Below are 25,669 nucleotides of genomic sequence, written 5' to 3'. Positions count from 1 at the left end.
ACAATGTCTTCGTGAGAGAGAAGCTGGACTTCACCACGGAGACACGGTGACACGGAGGGATTTCAGAATCGCAAATCATCCGAATCGGAGGAATGCGGCAGCTGCAGTCTTCCCCGCTTCCCACATCTCTGGAAGCTGGAGAGCTCAGAAGAATTCGCTTCACGGTGTGATTCACTGTTAAATTCCACGATCTGGACTTTCGCTCTTCCCGGACCGGGTGGCACCACCGTATCGGCCTTTCTAAAATCGGAAGCGACCTGACCGATCATGGGAGAACAGAAGATGAAATGCGCGTACGTCAACCAGCCTGGCCCTCCGGATCAACTGATCTACGGCGAGTTGCCAACCCCGAAGATTCAGCCCTCGCAGGTTCTGGTCAAAGTCGCAGCGGCATCGATCAACCCGATTGACACCTACATCCGCGCCGGCAGCATTCCCATGCCGGTCGAATTTCCATACATCCCGGGTTGCGACCTGGCGGGAACAGTCGAAGAAGTCGGAAGTGCCGTCACGCGGTTTCGGGTCGGGGATCGCGTCTGGGGGAGCAATCAGGGGCTCTTCAAACGGCAGGGGACGTTCGCGGAGTATGCCGCCGTCGATGCGGACTGGCTTTATCCCACCCCCGCCAAAATGACTGATGAACAGGCGGCCGCAGGGGCTCTGACTGGAATCACCGCTCAGCTGGGACTCTTTCAGCACGCCCAGCTCAAGACGGGAGAATATGTCTTCGTGAATGGCGGGACCGGCGGAGTGGGGTCCATGGTCGTGCAGTTCGTCAAAGCGGCCGGAGGACAGGTCATCACCACGGCTGGAACCGAGGAAAAGCGGGCGCTCTGCAAGGAGCTGGGAGCCAAAGACGCCTTCGACTATCGGTCCCCACAAATCGACGAACTCATCAAGGAAGCGGCTGCAGCCAATGGTGGACTCGATCTCTGGTGGGAAACCCAGCGTGAGCCCGACCTGACCCGTGCGATCGGTTTCATGAAGAAACGAGGCCGGCTGGTCGTGATGGCGGGTCGGGAAGCTCAGTTGCAGTTCAAGCTCGGTCCTTTTTACACGAACGATCTGAAACTGTGCGGATTCGCAATTTTCAATGCGACTCCCTATGAGCAGCGGGTCTGCGCCGAACGCATGAATGAGTGGTTCGAAGCGGGCAAATGGAAGCCAGTGATCGGCGAGCAGTTTTCGCTTCGCGATGCCGCGAAGGCGCATCAGGTCATGGAAGAAAACACACTCCGCGGCCACGGATCGCTCACCGGCAAAATCGTCGTCCGCATCGACTAGACCAGTTTGGGTCTATCATGTGCAGGCGATTCAGGATTTTCACCGCATGAAAGTCCATATGATCGCCTGCGGAACGTAATAGATTATTGGCAAAACCGCTCTAGCCCCCTGACCTGTCCCCTGTCCCCCGACCTCTGCCCCCTGATCTCGCCATGACCGTTCCTGAATTTCTGAAAGCCAAGTCCCAGGGGAGAAAGCTCTCCGTTCTGACCGCCTACGACTGCCTGTGGGCCACCATGCTGGATGAGGCGGGTATCGACGCGATCCTCGTTGGGGATTCGCTGGGGATGGTCTTTCAGGGACACACCAGCACGTTGCCCGTCACGCTGGAGCAGGTGATTTATCACGGTGAAATTGTCGCTCGCAGCGTGAAGCAGGCCCTGGTGATCGTCGATCTGCCGTTCATGACCTATCAGGTCAGCAGTCGTCAGGCTGTGAAAAATGCGGGCAAGATCCTGAAAGAGACAGGAGCTGGCGCGGTCAAGCTCGAAGGGGGAGTTCATCAGGCCCGCACCATCGAGCGGCTGGCTGCGTGCGATCTTCCGGTGATGGCACATGTGGGCATGCGACCTCAGTCGGTCCGCAAGCTCGGAAAAATGTCCGCAATTCAGCGTGATGAAAAACAGCTGCTCGCGGATGCTGTGGCTGCGGAACAGGCAGGAGCGTTTGGCATTGTGCTGGAGCTGATGTCCGCCGATGTCGCCCGCAAGATTACCGAAACACTGTCGATCCCCACGATCGGAATCGGCGCGGGACCGCACTGCGACGGGCAGGTCCTGGTGACCCCCGATATGTTCGGTATGACAGGCTTCAAACCGAAGTTCATGAAACAGTATGCAGAACTGAAAAGCCAGATCGTGGATGCGACTCGACAATACGTCGACGAAGTCCGAAACGGCAGCTTCCCGACTTCGCAGCACAGTCACTGATTCCACACATTCCTTGTCTCCCATGCAGTTGGCCCATGCTTCCCCACATTCGCACTCCAGATGAAATTTTCAGCCCCGGCCTGATCGTGTTCCGGGATCGAGTCCGACACAATCTGGAGACCATGATTCGGATCGCCGGTGATCCCCTGCGACTCCGCCCGCACTGCAAGACCCATAAGATGGCGGCTGTCACCAAGCTGCAGCTAGCGATGGGAATCACCCGCCACAAGGCGTCCACATTCGCGGAAGCGGAGATGCTGGCACACAGCGGAGTGCCGGATATCGTTCTGGGATATCCTCTGGTCGGTCCGAACATCGCCCGTGCGGTTCAGTTCCGGAAGATCTATCCCGACGTGAAATTCGCCGTGACTGCCGATGATCCAGAAGCGATTGAGCAACTGGGGGCCGCCATGACCGCAGCGGGAACCACCATTGGAGTTATGCTGGACGTGAATCCGGGTCGGGATCGAACGGGACTTCCCCCCGGCGACCTGGCTGCAGCGTTCTATCGGAAGATCTCTCAGACCCCCGGCCTCGAGCCTGCCGGGTTTCACTTTTACGACGGCCATCAGATTCACCCGAATCGCGAAGAGCGTCAGGCTGCGGTGCTGTCTGAATGGCGTAAGGCGGCCCGGTTTCGCGATGAACTGGAAGCGGGCGGACTTCAGGTGCCTCGAATTTCGTGCGGCGGAACACCAACGTTCCCGATCTATGCCGAGCTGAACGATGCTGCCATCGAGCTCTCCCCGGGAACCTGCGTCTTTCACGATGCGGGATATGGCGAACGTTACGCCGATCTCGAGGCTTTCCTCCCGGCAGCGTATGTGCTCACCCGAGTGGTGAGTCGACCAACATCTAGAAGAGTGACGTTTGATGCCGGGACAAAGTCGGTCGCTTCCGATCCGCCGATGGGTGAGCGGGTCCGGTTCGCAGACATTCCGGACGCCGTTCAGGTCGTGCACAATGAAGAACATCTGGTGATCGAAACCGAACAGGCGGACCGTTTTCGCCCCGGGGACTGGACCCTGGTTCTTCCACGACACATCTGCCCGACGTCGGCCCTGTATTCGCACGCCACCGTGATCGAAGGGGGAGAAATCGTGGATGAATGGAAAGTGACCGCCCGCGACCGACGGTTGCGAATCTGATGGTCCTGTGGATTTCGCCTGCTCTCGCCCGTTTGTTATCGTCTTGCGTACAATAGAAAACGGGGCCGGGGCCATGGAATCAATTTGCGAAGCGTATTCAGTGTGGGAGTGGACACGTGGCGGATGAAGACAAGTGGGCAGGGGATTGCTATCGCAGAGGCAACGATGCCATGCAGAAGGAGAACTGGGATCTCGCTGTCGAGATGTTCAGTTCCTGCGTGAAATTCAAGCCGGGCAATCTTCTGTACCGTCAGTTCCTTCGCAACAGCACCAAGAAGAAATACGGCGACAACGGCAAAGGGGCAGGCACTTTCGGCAAGACGAAGCTGATGGGAATCCGCAGCCGGATCAAAAAGGCCCGCACTGCCGAAAACTGGGAAGAAGCTTCCAAAGCGATCGAAGAGGGTCTGTACATCAACCCCTGGGACACCCAGCTCAATGTCGAACTGGCGGAAGTCTCACTGATGCTGGATCGGGGAGAAATCGCCAAGTTTGCCTACATGGAGGCGATCCGGTCCGACCCCAAGAACAAGTCCCACTACGTCGCACTCGCCACTCTCCTGCGCGAGCGGGGCGAATACGATGATGCCATCAAAGCCTGGGAACAGGTCTCCAAACTGGACCCGCAGGACCTGACCGCCATGCGGCGAATCACGGAACTGCAGACCGAGAAGACGACCCATCGCGGCGGCTACGAAGACGCCGAAAAGACTCGCGACGTGATGGCCAACAAAGCGGCCGCTGTCGCTGGAAAGTCGTCAGTGGCCCCCGGGGAATCGCAGGAAGCCGACCTCAAACACGCCATCCGCAAAGATCCCGGCGCAGTCGAGCCGTATCTGAAACTCGCCTCCTACTACAAGAGTGTGAAGAAGTTCCAGGAATCCCACGACATCCTCGTCAGTGCCGTCGAAGTTTCCAAGAACGACCCCGGTGTCCGCGAACAGCTCGAAGATGCCGAACTCCTGCTGATGAAGTTTTCACTGGAAGACGTCAAACAGCAGGCCCAGAAAACCGGCGATGAAGCGATCCGTAAAAAGGCCGCCGAACTCTCGATTGCCATGCGTGATCGCCGGATTGAAGTGCTCACCGCGCGGGTGGAACGTTATCCCTCGAATCTGTCTCTGAAATACGAACTGGCCATGCTGCTCATGCAGCTGCAGAAGTGGACACAGTCGATCCCACTGCTGCAGAAGGCAAGCCAGGATCCCCGTTTAAAGGCCAAGGCGTTCGTCTCACTGGGCAAGTGCTTTGTCTATGACAAGAAACTCCCGCTCGCCCGCGGACAGTTCGAACGTGCCATCCCGGACCTGAATGTCGACGTCGAACCTGAGACGTTCAAGGAATGCCATTACCTGCTCGGACGGGTCTGCGAAGAACTCGGAGACAAGCCTGCTGCCGAAACTCACTACGGCGAAGTGCTGGTGATCGATTACGACTACAAAGACGCCAGAGAGCGTCTGGAGAAACTGCAGGCAGGCGGATGAAGTTCTCCATGGCGAGCCGGAGGTGTCAGCCTCCGGATTCTTTTTAGAAGATCAAAATTTGGACTGAGTCATCGTTCGATGCTGCGGGCTCATAGGGAGAGATCTTCCATGACCACGTTTCCGCGCCCGATGAGCAGCCTGCTGCTCGTCCTCGTGTTGTTCTTCACTCCGAGTCCCGCATCCGCCCAGATTGGGGGAATCGGAGGGATTGGCGGAATTGGGGGCATCGGTGGCATTGGAGGAAACGGAAACAACGGCGGGCTCGGAAACGCTGCCGGGATCCTCATCGATGCCGACGGGATCGTCCAGCTGCGCAATGACCGTCCTCTTCCGGCGGCCGCTCTGAAAAAGCAACTGGCACGGTTTGCAGAATCACAACTGCCCGCGAATGTCGTTGTGGAGTCGACCGAGCGGGTGGTCTCGCTGAGAAATCTGGAAACGCTGCTCGCCCAGCATCTCGAAAAGAAAACGGATCTTCCCCTCGAAGTGGCCTGTCTGGCAGGACTGCAACGAATTGATGCTGTCGTTTTCGATCCGCAAAAGCAGGACGTCTACCTCTCCGGCCCCGCCGAGGCGTTTGGCCCTGACCAGTTCGGTCGGATGATCGGAACCACAAGCGGGCGCCCTGTGCTGCTGCTCGAAGATCTCATCACCGCGCTGAGGGCGACCGATTCCCCCGATGCATCGATCGGTTGTTCGATCGATCCGACTCCCGAAAACATGCAGTCGCTGCAACAGTTCCTGCGTCAGAACTCGACCCCAGCCACCGCGCCCCAGGTCCAACAGAGATTCCGCGCCATGGCCAATGTGCTGGGGAATCAGGAGATCACCGTCTGGGGGGTGCCGAAGGATTCTCACTTTGCGGTTGCTCTGGTCGAAGCGGACGTTCGCATGAAGCGCATCGCCCTGGGGCTTGACCCGGCAGGCATCCCCGGCATCCGCAGCCACCTTTCGATGCTCAAACCGCAGGGAAACAGCCTGCAGCGATGGTGGTTCGTCCCGATGTATGAACCGCTCGAAACCAATCAGGAACGGACCGTCTTCAAGCTCAAAGGCCAGCGGGCGAAACTGCTTGCACAGGAAGAAATTTCGGACGCCAGTGGACGACGTGTCGATGCCTCATCAACGCGGCAAAGCACCGAAAAATTCGCCCAGCTGTTCACCGAGCATTTTCAGGAACTGGCTGATAAATCCGTCCCCTTCGCCCAGTTGCAGAATCTCTACGATCTGGCGGTCGTGGGGGCATTGATCAAACTGGAAGGGCGGAAGCATCTGCGACAGGCGCCGTTTTCGATTTTGTATTCCGCGGACAAACTTCCACTTCCGCAATATGCATCGCCGGAGTCGATCCCTTCCGCGTCGACATTCCGTTCCGCCGGTGCAGGGACGATGCTGGGACTGGTCGGTGGGGTGACCATGAACATCGAACCCGTAATCCGACAGCCCAAGGTCACCGAAGGCTTCAACATGGACAGCTTCCGCTCAGCCATCAGCACAGAGTCCCTGTTCGGCGACGCACCCGCAAAATAGCCCAAAGTACGCCGCACTCTCCGAGTGCGGCCACCATGCCAAAAAACTTCCCATTCCACTCAGTCTACCCAGATGGTCTCCGCCACGCTCGGCCGGTTGGAAACTCCTGTCGCGCGGGCACTCTCAACCTTGCAACTTCTTGAGTCTATGTGAGAACAGATGTTCAAAGCGGCTGAGAAAACTGTTATGAACCGCTTTCATCGTTTCTCTGATGTGGACTGCGAGATTCCTCACGACGGGGACATCTCACTTTTTGGATTGCAATATGCCGCCGCGGATCCGTTTGATTTTCGCGATTCACAATCATCAGCCTGTCGGAAACTTCGACGGCGTCTTCGAGCAGGCGTACCGGGATTCGTACGAGCCGTTCTTCGACGTTCTCGATGATTTCCCGGAACTCCCGATCACCGCGCATTTCTCCGGCAGCCTGCTGGAATGGCTGGAAGTCCATCGCCCCGAATATATCGACCGCATCCGGAATCTGATCGCCCAGGGACGGCTGGAACTTCTGGGAGGCCCGTACTTCGAGCCGATCCTCGCCTCGATTCCCGCGCGCGACCGCGTCGGTCAGATCAAGGCCTACACGCAGCATCTGGCCAGTCTGTTCGAGACGAACATTCGCGGGATGTGGGTTCCTGAACGGGTCTGGGAACCGAATTTCGCCAGCGACATCGTGGATGCCGGGATCGAATACACGATTCTGGACGATTCGCATTTCCGATGGGCAGGACTCAACGAAGACAAGCTGCACGGGTACTACATCACGGAGAACGAAGGGCGTCTGCTCAAGATCTTCCCGGATGATGAACCGCTGCGGTATTCCATTCCGTGGTCCAAGCCGGAAGAGACGATTGCCTACCTGCGAAAGATCGCTGAACGCCATCCTGACACCGTAGTCTCATTCGGCGACGACGGCGAAAAATTCGGGTCCTGGCCCGGGACCCAGGAGCATGTTTACGGCAAAGGCTGGCTGCGGGAGATGTTCCAGGCACTGCGTGACAACGCCGACTGGCTGAAGGTCGTCACGATGGCGCAGGCGGTCGACGAAGTTCCTCCCCAGGGAAAAATCTATCTCCCCAACGCCAGCTACCGCGAAATGACCGAGTGGGCGCTCCCCACGGATCAACAGCTGGACTACAAGAAAATCACATCCGAACTGTCCGAAGAGCCGGAGTGGAAAGAGATCAAGCCGTTCTTTCGAGCGGGGTTCTGGCGGAACTTTCTCGTCAAGTACCCCGAAAGCAACGAGATGTACTGCCGCTCCCGCGAAGTGAGCGAACGCATTCAGGCATTGAGCACCTCCGCAGCGGCGCGGGAACGGCCGGAACTGTTCCACAGGGCCCGCATGGATCTGTACCGCGGGCAGTGCAACTGTCCTTACTGGCACGGAGCCTTCGGCGGGCTTTATCTGCCGCACCTGCGAAACGCGATTTACCATCACCTCATCGCAGCCGATACGGCGGTCGAACAACTTCACGGCCGGCCAATCCGCTGGGTCGATATCTCTGCGGAAGATTTCAATCTGGATGCCCGGAAGGAAGTCCGGATGTCTGGGGACCGCCTGATCGCCTACATCGCTCCCGCTCGTGGCGGGCACCTGTACGAACTGGACCTGCGCAGCACCAAGGTCAATCTGCTGGCCACGCTCAATCGTCGCCCGGAGCCGTATCACCAGACCGTGCTGGAAGCCGCTGCCAAGGCAGAGGAAGTCGATGACATCGCCTTCCTGAAGCACGAGGGGGTGCGATTCAAACAGGCCAATCTCGATCAGAAGATTGCCTATGATCGCTGGCCGCGCAAGTCGCTCGTCGACCATTTCCTTCGACCGGAAACTGATCTCGAAGAATTCCGGCTGGGCAACGGCGGGATTGGGGATTTTGTCGTCGGCGTGTACGAGACGAAGATCCGACGGTCCGACGACCGCGTGGAAACCGTCATGTCCCGCGAAGGTCGCATGGGGGACCACTGGATCCGCGTGGACAAGACCATCGCCCTGGACACCGGCAACGGCAGCCAGCTGGAAATCACTTACGAACTCAGCCAGCTGCCCCCGGGCGTCCCGGTGCACTTCGCTGTCGAATTCAACTTCGCAGCCATGCCCGCAGGACTCGACGATCGCTATTACTACAACGCCCACGGGGAACAGCTCGGGCCGCTGGAAACCGTGCAGGCGCTCCCGGCAGGAATGCGGATCGGCCTGGTGGATGAATGGCTGGGGATTGACGCTTCTCTGGAACTGACGCAGCCGGCAGAGTTCTGGACGTTCCCAATCCAGACGGTCAGTCAAAGTGAAGGGGGCTTTGAGCTTGTCCATCAAAGCAGCACCATCGTCCCGCACTGGCGTTTCACCGGCGACCACGCAGGCCGCTGGCAGGTGCGGATTCAGTTGACGGCGGACACCTCGATCGCCCAGGCCCGGAAGCTCGCCGAGATGGCAGCGATTCGGGGGTAGAAGACCCGTCATTGGTCAGGGGGGATTTGTCATTGGTCATTTCTCAATTGTCATTTGTCATTTGTCATTGATGGGACTTGTGGCTGCACAGCTGTTTCAATGACAAATGAGAAATGACAATTGACTAATGACAAATTCCCCCCGCCCAGAATCCTTCGCGTCTCTTCCTACGCTTCGAAATAGAAGCGACTTCAATCACAGATCCTGCTCACGGCACATCCCATCCTTCGCGGCACCGGGAGCTGAAGCGGGTCTGTGACTTGAACATCCGCTGCTGCATCAGTGAAATGGACTCGCTATGGCTGTCCGTTTTGAAGACCGCGAGAGACATGTTCGCAACCGTCCCCTCTGATTCTGCTTTCACTGGAACCCGCCCTGATGCCGACTGGCAGCTTTCCGTCGAGTGGATTGTCCTGCGCATCCGCTGGTTCGGTCTGATTGTCGGTTGCCTGATCGTCAATACACTCGGCCCCCCGGAGCATCGTCCCACACTCAACGGGATTCTGGCCCTGGGAGCGGTCTATGCCATGTGCGACCTGTACTGGCACTGGCGAGGTGAGGTCTTTCTCTCCAAAGTTCCTTTGTTCACGTCGCTGATGGAAGCGATCTTCATCGGCCTGCTTTGTCTCTTCGACCGCGGGCTGGAAAGTTCGTTCCGCTATTACTACTTCCTGTCGCTGCTGGTCTGCGCCATCCGCTATTCGGCTTTGGTAACGTATTCGACCTTTGCCCTGCACGCTGCCAGCTATTCATTGCTGGCCTTCACGATGACCAAGGCATCCGCCGATCAGGTGGGAACACTGGTGCTGATGATCGTCTTTATGGGCTGGGCCACCTGGGCCAGCACGTCACTGACGAAACTCCTGCGGGAGACCGGAGACAAACTCTCGTTGCTCAACCAGGAACTCGAACAGCGAATCGAACGCAGAACCCGCGAACTGCAGCAATCGCAGGCTCTGCTGGTTCAGCAGGAAAAGCAGGCCGCCTTCGGTCTCCTCGCAGCGGGAATCGCCCATGAAGTCGGAAATCCCCTGGCAGCGATCAGTTCGCTGGTTCAGCTGATGAACCGGAAGAAGCTCGAGCCGGAAATGCATGAGCGGCTGGGCCTGATCGATGAACAGCTGCTGCGCATCCAGCGGACTCTCCGGGAACTTGTGGAGTTCTCACGGCCACGCTTGGCGACGACAAGCCAGTTCGACCTGCATGACGTCATCAACAATGCCCTGAACATCGCGAAGTATTACAAGCGGAAGAAAGGGAAGACGATTGTCACGAAGTTTGCCGATCAGCTCCCCCCGATTACTGCCGTCCGCGACCAGGTCTTGCAGGTTTTCTTGAACCTGATTCTGAACGCCATGGACGCGACGGAAGAAGGGGGCGTGATCGAAATCTCGACTGAACGACTGGGCAACGCGATTCAGGGAGCAGTGAAGGACAACGGAGCAGGGATCGCCCCCACCGACCAGATCAAACTCTTCGAGCCCTATTTCACAACGAAGTCGACCGGCACCGGTCTGGGGCTGTTCATCTGCCGGAACATCGTGGAATCCTCACGCGGGGGGATCCGACTTGTTCGATCCGTGCCGGGGGAGACGGTGTTTACGGTGACGCTGCCGACGCAGTGAAGCGGGGTGGGGAATTTGTCATTTGTCATTTGTCATTGGGGATTGGGGATTGGGGATTGTAAAACGCCAAGACACTTTGCCAGCTCTCAGCCCTAGACCCTAGACCCTAGACTCAATGACAAATGACAAATGTCCCCCTTCCCCGGGTCAGGCTAGCTCCATCGACTTCACAAACGATTCACGCACGTTCCAAAGCCGAATCACGGGATGATCCAGATCGCGGTCGTACCCCAGAACGCTCAGTGCGGTGGTATTGAAGAGCAGATACGGACAGATATCGAGTTCCAGTCCGCACCAGCGGGCTGCGATGACTCGGGAAAAATGACCGTGTGAGAAGATCAGAACATTCCCGGTCAGAGTGCGAAGTTTCGCCACAACCCGGTCAGCCCGCTGCGTCGCCTGCAGCACGCTTTCGCCCCGGGGACTGCCGTCCCGGAAGACGACCCAGCCGGGGAACTGCTGGCGGATCTCCACCGAGGTGAGTCCCTCGTAAGCCCCATAATTCCATTCGACGAGATCAGGATCGACACTCGCGTGCGCGAACCCCGCCAGTTCAGCGGTCTGCCGCGCCCGCAGCAACGAGCTGGTGAAAACGTGATCCGGCGTGAACTTGCTCAGCCGCAATGAAAGCCGGGCAGCCTCCTTTTCACCCGCTTCATTCAGCGGAAGATCCGAAAGACCGGTATGTTTGCCGGGGGTTGACCAAGCCGTTTCGCCATGACGGACCAGAACGATCTGGGGCAGGGGAGCGGAGTCTGTGACGTGTTCTTCTGTCATTGCAAGCAAATGTAAAAAATGAGATCAGTCAGTAGTGCCAAGTCTGATCGAATTGAAACAAGAGGTCAGGGCACAGAAGTCGGAGGTCAGAAAAACACTGAAAAACAAGCGATTTTCTGACCTCTGTTCCCCGACCTCTGACCTCTCACGATGATTGCTCGGAGAACTTGGAAGTACTGTCAGTACGTTGAAACTTTGTGAAGACGGTTGAGCTGCACACTTCAAGTGTACAGCTCAACCCGAACGGCTTACTTTCCGGTGCCACGCGTGGCATACGTCGTCGGCTTCCCGTCCGCGCCGATCTGAATGGTGTAGCTCTTTCCATCCCGGGCAACACTGGCTTTGACCCAGTTCCCTTTGCAGTCCGTTGTTGTTCCCAGGTTCGCAATGAACTCCTCAGGAGTCTGATCCGCCGCGCTCAGCGAGACATTGCGATGCAGCTGGTAGAGAGCTTTCAGCGACGGGCAGCTGCGGATGGTGGAGATCACTTTCGGGTCTCCTCCTTTATCTGGACCGTTACACATGACGCAGGTCACGGGATCAATCGCCTTCACAAAGACCGGGTTATTGCTGACCCCCAGTCCGTGGTGCGTGGCCATGAACAGATCGACCTGGCCGATCGGATTGTTGGGAGTGACCAGCTCTTTTTCCATATTCCAGGTGAGGTCGCCGCAGCAGAGGAACTTGAAAGGACCATACTGAAACAACAGGCTGATGCTGGCAGCGTTGTCCGAATCATCGTCTTCCATCGGCTCGTGTTGAGCTGCGAATGGATTCGGCTCGCCGGTGTTTTCGATCATCTCCCGGCTGGCGGTCAGAATCGTGACGCTCAGTGGCGTGGCATCCGAGGGGATGTCAAATCGGTTCCCCGCCTGCAGGGCGTGAGAACGATTCTGCGTGGCAGCACGATACAGGGCGATTCGATCCTGAAACTCCGGATCTTCCTTCAGAGCGTCAGGAATACCGCGATCCCAGAAGTCACGAATGGGGAGCACGGCAGCGACGGAAGCATGGTTCCCGTAATGGTCCATGTGCCAGTGTGTCACGACAGCGTGGCTGATCTCGGAAAGCTTGGCGACATCTTTGGCCACTTTCAGAATGCGGTCCCGGTCGCGATCCATCAGGTCCGGATAGCCCGAGTCGATCAGGATGGACTCACCGGCTGGAGTCACCATGAGAGTCGCCGCTCCCCCTTCGACATCAATGAAGTAGATATCGAGCCGACCGTCGACGCCATCGGCGCGAACATGAACAGTTCCTCCCATAACGACTGACAGCATCAGCACTGCGGTAACGACCAACCTGCGCATGTTCCTGAACTCCCGGGGGATGATTGACGACCGAGGAGCATTATGGACAAATGCGACACCCCGCGACAACCCGCCGGAAAGCCGACGTCACGGGGTGATGTGGAACACGTTTCGAGTCTGAACCGACGTCTTGCGAATTCCCGCACTCTCCGAGTGCGAGCCACGTACGCCGCACTCTCCGAGTGCGGCACATCTGCAGCGTCCACCGAAAGTACAGTTCGATCACGCAGTGACAGAGTTACAGAAGATCCAGAGCGAATCTCTGAAAGTGCGTTCGAAAGAAATTCGCATTCCCAAAAGATTCGCCAGATTCGCTTCATTCGCGGTGACACATTTCTCTGTGTCTCCGTGACTCGGTGGTGAACCGAATTTCCGCGGATCGGTGATTTCAACCAGAACGAAAGTGATCCGCTATCTGACAGGCACGCCGGACTGTTCCATCTGCAGCAGTCGTTCTTTCATCGAAAGACCTTCTGAAGCGGAATAGCCGCACAGCTTTCCGGACGCCCCGACGACCCGATGGCAGGCGATGACCAGCGGAATCGAGTTGCGGGCCATGACACTTCCGACAGCCCTTGCGGCTCGCGGTGCTCCCGCAGCTTCAGCGAGTTGCCCGTAGGTGATCGTCTGGCCGTAGCCGATCTTCGCAAGTTGCTCGCGGACCCGCTGTTCAAAGCGGGTCCCCGCAGGGAGGTCACAAGGAATCGAAGAGAGTTCAACGGGCTCGCCGGCAGCATAGGCGGTGAGCAACTCTTCAGCCTGTTGCATCCACGACGGAGCGGCTGAGCACTTGCGTCCCAGACCGCTTTCGAGTCCGTCTTCATCAGGCGACGGCAGGAAGTTCCACAGCGATTCGAAGCTCAAACGTTCGTAAACGTCGTCGGGGGAATCGTGCCCGAACGTCAACGCGGTCATGCCCCGTTCCGTCCCGACAAAACCCATCCACCCCAGCGAGGTCTCAAAGACACACGGTCGCGCGAGAAAGGGAAGCTGTGTTGAAGTCAGCTCGTCCGGGGAGTTCCGTTCACTTCCAAGCCGGTTTTCCGGTGGAAGCTTTGACCCTGCCTGACGTCGAGATGAACCCGGTTGCGTGTTGCGGGTTCGAACGTTTCCCTTGCCTGAGCGCTGCATAATCACTCCTTTTGACCGGATGAGACGGCCCCGATAGAATACCCATGCTAGGCTCGATCCGCGATGCTGCAACAAATTCTTTGAAAGCGGCCGCTGCGAAACTTCAGGAGCCAAAGACTTAGGGCGAAGACGGAAAGTTTTCTGGAATGAATGTTTATGAGTCGCTTGCCGACGACTTTTTCATCAATATGGCGCTCAATACGGAGCTCCCCCTCCCCTCGCAACGGGAGACTGTGCTGGATTTCTTTGGTCGGCTGCAGAAGGCTTATCCCACCCTTCAGAATTTTCAGAGTCGTGAGGGGTCTGAGTTCATTCTGGAAGAAGACAAGGAGCAGGACAGCTATCGCTGGGTGAGTCTGGAGCCGAAGCGCGTCGGAGGCGGAGTTGTCAATCCGCGCAGCGTGGACGATGCGATGGAACAGCATCGGCTGATTCTCGAACTTGCCCCTTACATGCTGTCGGTGAGTCCGCTGGACTGCGAAGCTCTTGACCTGATGTTCGGATTCGATTTCGAGTATCGAGGGAATCAGGACGAGATTGTCGCGGAAGCCCTGGGACTGGGCCCGGCGTTTGAATCCTTGCTGTCGATCGATGGGGCTCGTGCGCTCAATGTTGAGCCGAGCCTGACAATGCTGTTGACGGACGATTGCCGTAGGCAGTGCCGGGTGATGGTGGAAACCCGCACGCATGCCTCGCAGATCCGCAGAAACGATTTCCCGGAGGATGTCATCAGCGTGTACTTCACGATGCGGCAATACCGGAATCTGATGGTCGAAGGATCGTTTCAGGAAACGCTGCATGAGTTGCGGACCCAGGGAGAGGATCTTCTCCATCGCCACGTTGTCGATCAGATTCTGAAGCCGTTGGCTCAGGCGATCGCAGGGAAGTCGTAGGAGTCTCGCTGTGAAAAGTTGCGGGCGACATTCCGGATTTGGTGCTCAAGCGTAGCCAGAGTGAATGTCAGCGGGTACGCTGGAGGGGCCGACCGTGTCACTGGAACGAACGGTCGGCGAGCGTCAGTTTTCAGGTACGAATCAGGGAGTTTTCGGCATGTTCTCTCGAGGAAAAGTCTCAACTCGCGCGCTTCTGGCATGCCTGACCATCGGTTTGACAGCGGTCTCATGGAGAACGCTTGATGCTGCGGATGAAAAGCCGGTCCCTGCCACGGTGGCGGTCTTCGATCTCCACGGGAACATCACCGATCAGCCCCCCGTGGAAGATCCGCTGTTTGGAAACATTCACGCCCAGTCACTGCAGTCGCTGCTGACACGTCTGAAGAAGGCGGGCGACGACGACAAGATCGCTGCGGTCCTGATTCTGCTGAATGAAGTCTCCCTTCAGCCGGCCCAGATTGAAGAACTGCGGCAGGTCCTCAAGGTTGTGAAGGCGAAGAAGCCGATCTACACGCATGCCGATTCCGTAAAGACGGGATCTTACGCATTGATCTCCTGTGGCAGCCGTGTTGCCATGGCTCCAACCGGAGATGCGTGGATCACCGGGCTGTACATGGAAGGGCTGTATGTGCGCGGGCTGCTCGACATGATCGGGGTTCAGCCAGACTTCCTCACCTGCGGGAAGTACAAGAGCGCCGCCGAAATGTTCATGCGCAAGGACTCCAGTCCTGAAGCCAGTGAGATGAACAACTGGCTCATTGACAGTCTGTACAAGAGCATCGTGACGATGATCTCCGAAAGTCGCGACGTGACGCCGGACGTCGTCGAAGGGTGGATGGATCGCGGGATTTACTCGGCGGAAGCGGCCCAGCAGGCGAAACTCATTGACGTCGTCGAAAGCCGCGAAGAACTGCTGACGTTTCTGAAGAAGACCCACGGAGCGACTGTCAAACTCGACAAGAACTATGGCAAAAAAACGGCTCCGAATATCGATCTGGAAAACCCTTTCGCCATGCTGCAGCTGTGGGCTCAGCTTTTGAACGATACCAAGCCGACGAAGTCGACGAAGAATGCCGTGGCGATCGTCCACGTGGACGGTCCGATCATGCTGGGGCGTCAGCAGTCATCTCTGCTGAGCAGTTCCGAGGGAGCGTTCAGCGAGACCATTCGCAAGGCACTCGATAAGGTGGCCGATGAGCCCCGGATCCGGGCGGTTGTGCTGCGAGTGAACTCCCCCGGTGGATCGGCGGTCGCCAGCGAAATCATTCTCAAGGCGGTTCGGAACGTGCAGACGCAGAAGCCGGTGATTGTCTCCATGGGAAACGTCGCCGCGAGCGGGGGGTACTATGTCTCCAGCCGCGCCAGTCGCATCTTCGCCGATGCCACGACGATCACCGGATCCATCGGTGTGGTGGCTGGAAAACTGGCAACCGATCAGATGTGGCAGCGGATCGGTGTCAACTTCACTGCGGTTCAGCGAGGCAAGAATGCTGGTCTCATGCAGTCGTCCAAAGCCTGGACGGAGGCTGAAAAAAATGAACTTCAAGGGTGGATGGATGAGATCTACGGAGTCTTCAAGAGTCATGTGGTCGAAGGTCGCGAAGGCAAGCTGACCAAGCCGATCGATGACATCGCAGGAGGGCGGGTCTACACCGGTGCTCAGGCACTGGAACTGGGACTCATCGATGAAATCGGATCTCTGAATGATGCGATTGCCTACGCTGCCAAAGAAGTGAAGCTCGAGGATTATGAAATTCGGACTTTCCCCGAACAGAAGAATTTTCTTGAGCAGTTGATGAGTGAAATTGCCGACAAGAAGCAGGACGACAAACGTCTTTCCACCGGCATCTGGTCCGTCGTGGAGCCTGTCCTGAAAGGGATCGATCCCCAGCGTGTCTCGATGATCCAGTCGGCCCTGCTGCAACTGGACTGCATTCAGCAGGAACGTGTCATGCTGACCGCACCCATCTTTCTGCTCAGTCACTGAGTCGGAACAGGGGATGCGAATCCAGTGGGAAAGTGAGCGGAAACGGCACACCGGTTTCGCTCAAGGCGAATCGAACTTGAAGTGAGTCATCATTCGGAGCGGGTCCGTATGCAGATTGTGCGAGAGAAGCAGGGAGATCTGCTGACGCTGAAGGTTGATGGCTTTCTTGACAACGAATCGTCGATCCACTTTCGTGAAACGATCGATGAATCGATCCGCGAAGGATGGCATCGTATTCTGATTGACCTGGCGGAGGTCTCCTATCTCAGCTCGGCGGGCATGGGGGCGTTACTCGCCTCGCGAAAACAGCTGGATGCCCTGCACGGTCTGTTCGGGATCTACAACCCGACTCCTCCTGTTGAACAGGCATTGCGTCAGACGAAGATTCTGGCCCTGCTGCTGAAAGACCCTCAATCGATCAGTGTTTCCACCGCCCGGGCGAGTATGACCTGGCAGTCGGACATGCGGATCTTCAGCGACGGCGTGGCCGGGTATGAGATCTACGATCAGTCTCCCGGTCGTCCGTGCGTTGTGGAAACGATCGGCCGGCCTGACGGCATCGGCAGCCATGCCTTCAGTCAGGACGAGACCCAGCGAGTCCCCTTTGAACGCTCGTCGTTCGGAATTGGCCTGGGGGCGCTGGGGGCCGACTTCGGGATGTCCCGGAACCGCTTCGGTGAGTTTCTCGCTGTGTCCGGCACCGTCACGCAGACTTCACTCTCATCCCACGGTCTTCCCGACTTCCTGATGAGCGAAGAAGAGTTTGTGCCCGATGTGCAGATGCTCTATGGGCTGAAGTTTACCGGAGATTTCTCGCAGCTTATCCGCTTCGAATCGATTCAGCACTCTCAGCCGCTGAAGCTGTCGGGACTGGCGAGCCAGGCATTGCAGCTCTCCGAAGCACGTTCTGCGGGCATGGTCATTGTCGCGGAATGTGCGGGGCTGGTGGGGACTCGACTGCGGAAATCGCCCGCGGAACCGGTTGCGGTCGGGGAAGGACGTTTTGAGTTTCCGGAAGTCCGCAACTGGCTTTCCTACTGTGCCGAGCAGATTCATCGTCGCAGTCTCGTGCTCGTCGTGGGAATCGCCCAGCATGCGGACGAGAAGTCCGGTTCTTCAGCATTTCGTGACATGCTGCGGCCCATGGATGCCGCGGGCAGTTTAGTGGGACATTTCCATGCTGCCGTGTTTCCGTATCGTCCGCTGAAGAAGAGGACGTTGAACCTTGATACGCTCGTCACCGATCTGTTCAGCGGCAGCACGATCCAGGATGTGCTGCACCTGCTGAACGATGATCGCGACGGAATCGGGGCCGGGGAATCGGAATTCGTGACCGGCGGTTGCTGGGTCGCGCCATTGAATGCAAACTCACTGCGGGAGAAACAGGATTGAGCCTGCTCATCGGTTCATTGACGATTGGACTCATCCTCTCGCTGCTGGCGTTCGGGATTCTGATCAGCTTTCGTGTCGTCGCCTTTGAAGACCTGACGGTGGACGGTTCTCTGACGCTGGGGGGAGCCTGCGCCGCTGCCTTGATCATCTCCGGAACTCATCCCGTCCTGGCGACACTCGTTGGAAGCCTCGCGGGAGCCACAGCGGGGGCAGTCACAGCGACGCTGCATACGCGGTTTGGCATCAACAGGCTTCTCTCCGGAATTCTGGTGATGACCGGGCTGTACTCAGTCAACCTGCGGGTCATGGGGAAAAGCAATATTCCGTTGCTCTCCCAGAAGACGGTGCTGGACTATGCCGATGGACTCGGTCGAGCGTTGTTCGCGGACCGGACGATGTTGCAGGTGGGTCTCTGGGAGACTTCAGCCCGTGACATCTGCTGCCTGCTGCTGGTGCTGTCGATCGCAGTGGCGGTCGGCGCGATCCTGTTTGCGTTTTTCAGAACCGATTTCGGTCTGGCGATGCAGGCGGTCGGGGACAACAGCCGCATGGTCCGTGCCCTGGGAATCAGCGTGGAAGGGATGACCACGCTGGGACTGTTCATCGGAAACGGATTGATCGCCCTGTCAGGGGCCCTGCTGGCGCAATATCAGGGGTTTGCTGACGTGCAGATGGGGATCGGAATGCTGGTCTGGGGTGTGGCGAGCGTGATTCTCGGAGAATCGCTCGTCGGCACTCGGAAGATTGGGTTCCTGATCACCGGTGCTGTCATGGGTTCCGTGCTGTTTCGGCTGCTGGTCGCCATCGCACTGCGTTGGGGGCTGAACCCGAACGACCTGAAACTGATCACCGCAGTCTTCGTCTTTGCAGCTCTGGTTCTGCCGAAGCTCATCACCCGCAGCTCCGTTCTCCTGCGGGCCAAATGATCCTGCCGTGATGTTGCAGGAGATGCATTTCATCAACAAAAAAGCCGGCACTCGTCTTCGAGTGCCGGCCTGGAATTGGAATTTCGAGGACCGCTTTACTTGTAAAGGCCGCCGAGGATTTCAATCACCTGACCGGAAACGGGATTGGGAGTTTCCGCGGTCGCGGTGTTCTTCACGAGGTCGATCATGACGAGCCCGCAGACGATCAGAAGCAGGCTGCCGATCGAAAGACCAACGAACGTCGCGGTGTCCCATTCGGTTTCAGCAGCACGCATCCGCCCGGAAGCGGGCGCGGCATATCCTTCGGCTCCTGAAGCAGCAAAGGCTCCTTCATCGGCGTCGAAGACATCCAGGTCTTCCTCGTCTTCGAAGCCGCTCGCTTCGAGGTCCATGTCGTCTTCAGCGTATTCGCCGTCAGCGGCTTCCTGATCTTCATCCAGATCGAAAACGGCATCGCTGGCTGAACCGTCGACAACGTCCATCACGCCGGTTGCGTCATAGTCGCTGTCATCGGACAGAGACGGCACTTCGAACTGCGTTTCTCCCCCGTCTTCATCGTCCGCGAAAATATCCATCATCGGGACGGTTCCACCGTGGGAATCGTCCGCGAGTGAAATTCCGCTTTCGGTCGGTTCCAGGGAGATCCCGCTGTCGGCGGCTTCGAGGGAAATTCCACTCTCACCCGCGTCCAGCGTGATTCCGCTGTCTTCGTCCAGGGCGAGCGTCAGGCCGTCGTCATCGGAATTGAGTTCCAGTGCGATCCCGCTGTCGCTGGGGCCGGCGAGCGAAATTCCGCTTTCGCCAAGCAGCAGTGAGCTGTCGCGTCCCAGAGAGATTCCGGATTCGTCATCCAGAACCGAGGCATTGCGGCTGCGATCAGGATTGAAGTCGATGGCGATCGCATCGTCATCGTCGTCCATCAGCGTGACGTCACCAATCGACTGCGGGGAATCACCAGCGACGAGCTTCACATCGCTGTCACTCTTGTAGAGATCCTGAGGTTTCTTCTGGGTGAGATCATGATCCGTTCCACCCTCATCGATGTCCTTCAGGGACAGTTCGAGTTCGGTGGCGCCGCCGACGAGTTGAACGTCACTGTCGCTGTTGTCCCCGGCGAGGGTGACATCGCTGTCGCTGTCGGAGCGGACCAGTCGGACGTCGCTGTCGCTGCCTGGCTTTTTGATGACGATTTCCGGGTCGGTTCCTGCATTATTCGGAATCGATCCCCGCAGTCCGACCAGTTTGACGTCGCTGTCCCCTTCCACGTCGAAATCGAGGTCGAGATCCGGACCGCCGACGAGTCGCACGTCGCTGTCACTGTCGGAACGATTCAGACCGGTGTCGCCAGCCAGAAGATTGTCGTCGTGTTCGATTGGCCGGTCTTTGCGGATGACCGTCGGCTGTTCCCCCAGATCCGGGCGGTTCTTTGCGGAGGGGGCCGGAAGGTCCATCAGCGGGACTTCCGGATTCGAATCGGCCTGGCGTCGCCGCTGCAGCGACTCGATATCTTCGTGTTTGAATTTCCAGGTTCCGCGGTCGGCAAAACCCCGGACTTCTCCTTTTTCACGGAGGCGGACGAGCTCCTCCGGTGCCAGTCCGAGCATGCTGGCCGCTTCATCAAGACTCAAATATTTTTTGGACATTTCGCCCGGCTCCGGTCGCAGCCACTGATGGGAAGTTGAAAAGACCCTGTTCTCGCGACGATCCGTGTCGGACTCCCGACAGGGAATCCCATTCACGTCTCCATCGTCTCCCGACCGCCGGGTTGCTCAGAAATTGTCAAGAATGTCGGAACTTGACTGTTCTTCAGATTCGACACGCCTGTGCCGAATGTACCGGCGAATTGGAAATCCGATCGGAATCACGAGATACATCCATTCTACGGTCCCCCGGAGCACATGCAACAGGCAGAATTTGCCGATCGGGCGAACTGGCGAATTTGAGGTCAGGAGGGTTTCGAATACAGCAGATCCGCCAGATGGGCGCGAATTCACGGCGCTCGGCACAATCAGCAAAATCGGTAAAGTCTTCCTAGCCTGTCAGTCGATCTTCGTTCAGAGGAATTGCGCTGTCGTTTTCAGCGATCCATGGAACGAGGGATCTCATGCATTTCGCGATTTGGAAGACCTGTCTGCTCGGGTCATTGATCTTGTCCGCTGCAGGCTGCATGTCGTGCGATCCATGCGGATCCAGCATGGCCTGTGGACCGACAATGCCCTGGGATACGCCTTACTGTGGATGCGTCGAGACCAACGCCTTCGGCAAACCTCAAAGTGCCTGTGCCCAGCGACGCCAGATGCGTCGGGCGATGAAAGGCTCCTGTGGTGTGGCTGGCTGCACTGGCTGCAACACCTGCAATAGCGAGTTCGCCGGAATGGATTATGGAAATCCCGGGTTCAACAGCGTTCTCCCCGGCATGCAGTCCGGCATGATGATGCAGGGAAGCAGTTGCCCCACCTGCCAGCAGAACCAGATGCAAATGCAGATGGGCGCCCCGTCCATGGGCCAGCCGATGATGGTCCAGCCCGGAATGGAGCACTATCACTCCGATCCGACTCACATGAATCACTCGCCGATGAGCGTGCCGACTCCCATGCCGTCTGAGCCGACACTCTCGATCCCGACGCCGAATCCCACACCGTCGCCGGCGCCGGCACCGAATTCGACGACCTACTATCAGCCTTACCAGCAGCCGTATCAGCCCCAAATGGGCCAGTACTATTCGCCTCCGCCGCAGATTCAACCGTTCAACACCTACAGCCCTGCTCCTGTTCAGCAGACTCTGTACGCCCCGTGATGAACTCACGCCTGCCACATGTGCATTTCGAAGTCGGCTGAGGGGACCTGCATGTCGATCGTCCCCTCGCTGGGGGTCCGCTCGATCACCTCGCCGTTCCGGAGAAGTTCCGCGGCGACGTGCAGTCGCTGTCCGACAGCAACGCCCAGATCCTTCCACGGGACCGACATCTCGAAGACGCGGTCGAGGGCATAACGCCCGTGGCTCGACTTCACCGGCTTGTCGTCGATGATGATCTCAGGCTGAACCGTCTTCGAGCCGTTGCACTTCGCACGCACTTCCGTTCCGTACGGTTCAATGAACTTGAAGCGGATCTCATCGAAGTCCTGCAAGTCCAGCGACGCTTTGGAAGCGGTGTCCAGACGCATCAGCAGATTCTGGTTATCGAACCCGAAATAGATATCGCGGACGACGCTGTCACTGACCATCGTCATCGTGCCGCGCTCGCTGCCGGATTCGTAATGACCAGCGTTGAGCCATTCAAAGTAGCTCATCCGGCCGTCGACCTTGACCTGCAGGAATGATCGAGGATTCGTGTGAATGTGCCGTCGTTCGGCGCGGGCGACTGGCTTGAGCAGTGCCGACGGAGGTGCCTCGCCCAGCAGCTGATAGACGTTTCGCAGGTGACGGCGAAACAGTTCGTCGAACAGGGCGTCCTGCGCGGAGTTGTGGTCATCACCATACCACCAGAACCAGTCGCTCCCTTCAGCGATCATCAGTTCATCCCAGGCCCGTTTGATCAGGTCCCCAGGCAGCTTCTTGTTCTTTTCCGCCTTCAGCAGGAACTCGCGGGTGATGTGCACGAGGTCCCAGGCATCCCGGTCGTCCTGATGGCCGATCCAGATGTAGAAGTCGTGATTGATCCAGCTTCCGGCAAACAGCCGCCCGATCTTGTGAGAAGGGGGATGCTTCGCGAGATGCTCGCTCACGCGACATGGATGAATTTCTTTGTCCTGCACCGCGCCGCGATACAGGTTTCGCAGGAAGGCGACACCGCCGTCGGGGTAGTATTCCCAGCAGTTCTCACCGTCCAGAATCACCGGAACGAAGGCAGGTTGCTCGGAGTGTGATGAGATCGACCTGCCAATCTCTTTCACCTTCCCAAGCATATCTCCGGCAGCCCAGCGGGGGTCATTTCGCTGATAGTGAAAACCGATCAGGTCGCTGAGTCCGTGATCACGGAAGATGACCGCGAGCCCCTTGCCTTCCTGCTCCAGTCGCCACGGTCGATAGAGCATTTCCGGTCGGTTGACGAGACCATTGCCGTCGCGATGCACGAACCCTTCGGTCGAATGAGTGAGGATCTGCTCGTCGGTTGCAATCCACTCGATCCCGGTTTCCGCGATAGCTGAGATGATGTCCTGTGAGACCGATCCTTCAGATGGCCACATCCCTCGGGGTGGGGTGCCGAACAACTCGGTGTGATAGGCAACCGCCTTCTGAATATGGCGAATCGCATCTTCTTTGTAACTCTGCGTGTATTTGGGGAGCGGGCAGCCGGGCATCGCTTCGCGGGCACACTTTTTGTCCCACAGCAGCGGAAGAATCGGGTGATAGAACGGAGTGGTTGTCAGTTCGACCTGTCCCCCTTCCGAGAGCTTTCTGTGCAACGGGACCACTTCCGCGACCAGATCCATCTGCTTCTTCAGCAGCCAGTCCTTTTCCTTTTCCGTGTAATCCTTCCCCTTTTCGCGGAAGGCACGCAGTTCGCTGTCCCGCTCGAAGACGAGTTCGTGGATCCACGTGAGGTTGTTCCAGACCTGCAGATCCCTCATGTCCTGAACATTGAAGCGGGGCAGGGCCTGTTCCGCGCCGTCGCGTCCCATTCCCCGCTTCTGCTGCAGCTCATGGTAGCGGGGGTAGGGCCGGATCATGGTCCATTCATTGGCCATGAAGAAGTGATCCAGCAGGTAATACGCATCCTCCTCGCTCAGGGAGTCCGCGGGGAGTCGGGAGATATCCAGATGCTTGTCGCTGCCCCCTTTGCCATACCGCTGAATCTGCAGCAGCAAGCTGGGAACGAGATTGATGGAGCAGCGAAACTCGGGAACTTCCTGAATATGCAGGGCCATCCCCACATAGTCTTTGGTGGAGTGAAGCCGGACCCAGGGCATCAGCGTCTCACCGGTCACATCGTCCGGGTAGTAGGGTTGATGCTGATGCCAGAACAATGCGAGAGAGACAGGCTGCATAAGAAAAAACAGGGGGTTGGAGGACTGAGTTCAGGGGCATTGAAGACGAGCGATCATTCAATCAGTTCCTGGCCACACTCCTTGAGTTTCACGGACGTCACATCGAATTGAAGCGTGACATCCCCCTCGATGACGCTTCACATTCAAATTTCAAAACCGAAACTCGAAATCCCAAACAAATCCAAAATCAGAAATTCAAAAGGGCGGTTTCAAAAGTTTGAATTTGAAATTTGTTTCGGATTTCGTTTTTGTCATTTCGAGATTACTCCCGCAACGCTGCTTCCAACGCGCGTTCGTAGACCTTGACATACGCTTGTGCACTCTGATCCCAGGAGAGATCTTTGGTCATGCCGGCACGCACAATGTTTTCCCAGTCTTCCTTGTGATGCTGGTACATCCCGACTGCCCGCCAGACCGTGCTGATGAACGCGTCGGGATTGTAGTCGTAAAAGACAAATCCTGTCCCCCTCTTTTGTCCCAGATTCTCAGGGGTGGCATCGGTGACGGAATCAGCCAGTCCGCCTATGGCATGAACGATCGGAACTGTCCCGTAAATCAGGCTGTATTGCTGATTCAGCCCGCAGGGCTCAAAACGACTTGGCATCAAATAAGCATCGGCCCCCGCTTCAATCCGATGGGCCAGTCGTTCATTGAACCCGATCTGCACCGCCACCTTGCCCGGATAACGCTCCTGCAGCGAACGCAGAAAGTCTTCGAACCACCTGTCCCCGGTCCCCAGAAACACCATCTGCACGTCGGCAGCCAGTATTTCATCTGCCTTGCTGGTGATCAGATCCAGCCCCTTCTGATCCGTTAACCGCGAGACCATCCCGAAGAGCATCGCGTCCGGACGCACTTCCAGCCCCATATCGGCTTGAAGCGTCGCTTTGCACTTCGCCTTTCCGACCGGAAACGTCTCCGCGGAAAACCGGGCAGGGAGATGCTCATCGACCTGGGGGTTCCATTCCTTCGTGTCGACTCCGTTCAGGATGCCGACCAGAGAATCGCCCCGCTGCAGCAACAGGGGATCGAGACCATAACCGTACTCTGGCTGACAGATCTCCCGGGCGTAGGTCGGACTGACGGTCGTGACCATGTCCGCCATCGAAATTCCGGCCTTCAGAAGGTTCAGGTGCCCGTAGTACTCCAGCTGCTGCCAGTTGAAATACTCCTGCGGCAGCCCGGTCAGCTCCATTTGCCAGCCGGGGAACTGCCCGTGAAACGCCATGTTGTGAATGGTCAGAACGGTTCCGGTATTGATGAACCGGCCCCCTTGAGTCCTTTCATACTTGATCAACCCGGGGATGAGAGCCGTCTGCCAGTCATTGACATGGATGATGTTCGAACGGGTCAGCGTCTGCGCAATCTCCACGACCGCCCGGCTGAAGAAGATGAAGCGTTCAGCGTTGTCCGGGTAGTCAGTCCCGTTTTCGGTGTACAAGCTCTTGCGGTCGAAAAAGGTCGGTTGATCGACCAGCAGCACTTCGACGTTCGTGCCGGGGAGAATCGCCCGCCGAACGGTCGCTTTCACGGTGGAATGCCGCAGATCGACACCGATGATGGCGACCGGTTCCCCGCGGCGGGACTCCGGAATGATCCGCCGGTAGAGCGGCAAGACCAGCGTGACGTCGTGTCCGGCATCCGCGAGCGCCTTGGAAAGCCCGGTTGCCACATCCGCCAGCCCGCCGGTCTTGGCATAAGGGACAGCCTCGGAAGTCGCCAGCAAAATTCGCATAGATCGTTTTATCGCACCGATTCCCGCTGCCCGACAGCAGGAAGTCCTGATGAAGCCTTTCCTTCGGACATTCCGAA

Annotated in this window: 18 protein-coding genes; 12 read left to right on the top strand and 6 right to left on the bottom strand. The window is 57.7% G+C overall.

Translation table 11 applies throughout. From position 1 onward, the window contains the following. The first annotated feature begins 282 nt into the window (after positions 1 to 282). From SH661x_RS11010 to SH661x_RS10980, 7 genes are all read left to right on the top strand, one after another. Positions 283 to 1,284, top strand: coding sequence for an NADPH:quinone reductase (locus SH661x_RS11010; RefSeq protein WP_437230900.1), 1,002 nt, complete (start codon positions 283 to 285; stop codon positions 1,282 to 1,284). A gap of 152 nt (positions 1,285 to 1,436) precedes the next feature. Further along, positions 1,437 to 2,213, top strand: coding sequence for a 3-methyl-2-oxobutanoate hydroxymethyltransferase (panB, locus tag SH661x_RS11005; RefSeq protein ID WP_437230898.1), 777 nt, complete (start codon positions 1,437 to 1,439; stop codon positions 2,211 to 2,213). Between the two features lie 35 nt (positions 2,214 to 2,248). Beyond that, positions 2,249 to 3,361, top strand: a complete 1,113-nt coding sequence (locus SH661x_RS11000) for a D-TA family PLP-dependent enzyme (protein WP_437230896.1) — start codon at positions 2,249 to 2,251, stop codon at positions 3,359 to 3,361. A 116-nt stretch (positions 3,362 to 3,477) separates the two neighbouring features. Next, positions 3,478 to 4,845: a tetratricopeptide repeat protein gene (locus tag SH661x_RS10995; protein WP_437230894.1), complete on the top strand. Its 1,368-nt coding sequence runs from the start codon at positions 3,478 to 3,480 to the stop codon at positions 4,843 to 4,845. Between the two features lie 108 nt (positions 4,846 to 4,953). Then, the gene (locus SH661x_RS10990; protein ID WP_437230892.1) at positions 4,954 to 6,375 is read left to right on the top strand and encodes a DUF1598 domain-containing protein; all 1,422 of its coding nucleotides are present in this window, start codon (positions 4,954 to 4,956) and stop codon (positions 6,373 to 6,375) included. A 265-nt stretch (positions 6,376 to 6,640) separates the two neighbouring features. Continuing rightward, the gene (locus SH661x_RS10985) at positions 6,641 to 8,827 is read left to right on the top strand and encodes an alpha-amylase/4-alpha-glucanotransferase domain-containing protein (RefSeq protein WP_437230890.1); all 2,187 of its coding nucleotides are present in this window, start codon (positions 6,641 to 6,643) and stop codon (positions 8,825 to 8,827) included. 329 nt (positions 8,828 to 9,156) lie between these two features. Next, positions 9,157 to 10,452, top strand: a complete 1,296-nt coding sequence (locus SH661x_RS10980) for a sensor histidine kinase (protein ID WP_437230888.1) — start codon at positions 9,157 to 9,159, stop codon at positions 10,450 to 10,452. Positions 10,453 to 10,599: 147 nt separating this feature from the next. Here the strand turns inward: SH661x_RS10980 and SH661x_RS10975 are convergent, their stop codons facing one another. The 3 genes from SH661x_RS10975 to SH661x_RS10965 form a co-directional block, all read right to left on the bottom strand. Continuing rightward, positions 10,600 to 11,229, bottom strand: coding sequence for a histidine phosphatase family protein (locus SH661x_RS10975; protein ID WP_437230886.1), 630 nt, complete (start codon positions 11,227 to 11,229; stop codon positions 10,600 to 10,602). Between the two features lie 248 nt (positions 11,230 to 11,477). Further along, positions 11,478 to 12,539 carry a ComEC/Rec2 family competence protein gene (locus SH661x_RS10970; protein WP_437230884.1) on the bottom strand — a complete coding sequence of 354 codons (1,062 nt, stop codon included), beginning with the start codon at positions 12,537 to 12,539 and terminating at the stop codon, positions 11,478 to 11,480. 411 nt (positions 12,540 to 12,950) lie between these two features. After that, positions 12,951 to 13,670, bottom strand: coding sequence for a methylated-DNA--[protein]-cysteine S-methyltransferase (locus SH661x_RS10965; RefSeq protein WP_437230882.1), 720 nt, complete (start codon positions 13,668 to 13,670; stop codon positions 12,951 to 12,953). A 146-nt stretch (positions 13,671 to 13,816) separates the two neighbouring features. Here SH661x_RS10965 and SH661x_RS10960 point away from each other — a divergent pair, with 146 nt between their 5' ends. From SH661x_RS10960 to SH661x_RS10945, 4 genes are all read left to right on the top strand, one after another. Then, entirely contained in the window at positions 13,817 to 14,563 is a 747-nt protein-coding gene (locus SH661x_RS10960) for a hypothetical protein (protein ID WP_437230880.1), read from the top strand. A 94-nt stretch (positions 14,564 to 14,657) separates the two neighbouring features. Next, positions 14,658 to 16,550: a signal peptide peptidase SppA gene (gene sppA, locus SH661x_RS10955; RefSeq protein ID WP_437230878.1), complete on the top strand. Its 1,893-nt coding sequence runs from the start codon at positions 14,658 to 14,660 to the stop codon at positions 16,548 to 16,550. Positions 16,551 to 16,658: 108 nt separating this feature from the next. After that, positions 16,659 to 17,942, top strand: a complete 1,284-nt coding sequence (locus SH661x_RS10950) for an STAS domain-containing protein (RefSeq protein ID WP_437230876.1) — start codon at positions 16,659 to 16,661, stop codon at positions 17,940 to 17,942. After that, the gene (locus SH661x_RS10945) at positions 17,939 to 18,868 is read left to right on the top strand and encodes an ABC transporter permease (protein ID WP_437230874.1); all 930 of its coding nucleotides are present in this window, start codon (positions 17,939 to 17,941) and stop codon (positions 18,866 to 18,868) included. The genes SH661x_RS10950 and SH661x_RS10945 overlap by 4 nt, the downstream gene beginning before the upstream one ends. A 95-nt stretch (positions 18,869 to 18,963) precedes the next feature. Here SH661x_RS10945 and SH661x_RS10940 read toward each other — a convergent pair whose 3' ends face one another. Further along, on the bottom strand, positions 18,964 to 20,511 hold the full coding sequence (locus SH661x_RS10940) for a helix-turn-helix domain-containing protein (RefSeq protein ID WP_437230872.1): 1,548 nt from the start codon (positions 20,509 to 20,511) through the stop codon (positions 18,964 to 18,966). 524 nt (positions 20,512 to 21,035) lie between these two features. Here SH661x_RS10940 and SH661x_RS10935 point away from each other — a divergent pair. Then, entirely contained in the window at positions 21,036 to 21,665 is a 630-nt protein-coding gene (locus tag SH661x_RS10935) for a hypothetical protein (protein WP_437230870.1), read from the top strand. 5 nt (positions 21,666 to 21,670) lie between these two features. Here SH661x_RS10935 and SH661x_RS10930 read toward each other — a convergent pair whose 3' ends face one another. Beyond that, positions 21,671 to 23,857: an alpha-amylase/alpha-mannosidase gene (locus tag SH661x_RS10930; RefSeq protein WP_437230868.1), complete on the bottom strand. Its 2,187-nt coding sequence runs from the start codon at positions 23,855 to 23,857 to the stop codon at positions 21,671 to 21,673. A 262-nt stretch (positions 23,858 to 24,119) separates the two neighbouring features. Continuing rightward, positions 24,120 to 25,592 carry a glycogen synthase GlgA gene (glgA, locus tag SH661x_RS10925; RefSeq protein ID WP_437230866.1) on the bottom strand — a complete coding sequence of 491 codons (1,473 nt, stop codon included), beginning with the start codon at positions 25,590 to 25,592 and terminating at the stop codon, positions 24,120 to 24,122. Positions 25,593 to 25,669 lie beyond the last annotated feature (77 nt).

The organism is Planctomicrobium stercoris, assembly GCF_051465655.1.
Taxonomy (GTDB): domain Bacteria; phylum Planctomycetota; class Planctomycetia; order Planctomycetales; family Planctomycetaceae; genus Planctomicrobium.
This window is presented reverse-complemented; position numbering and strand designations above follow the sequence as displayed.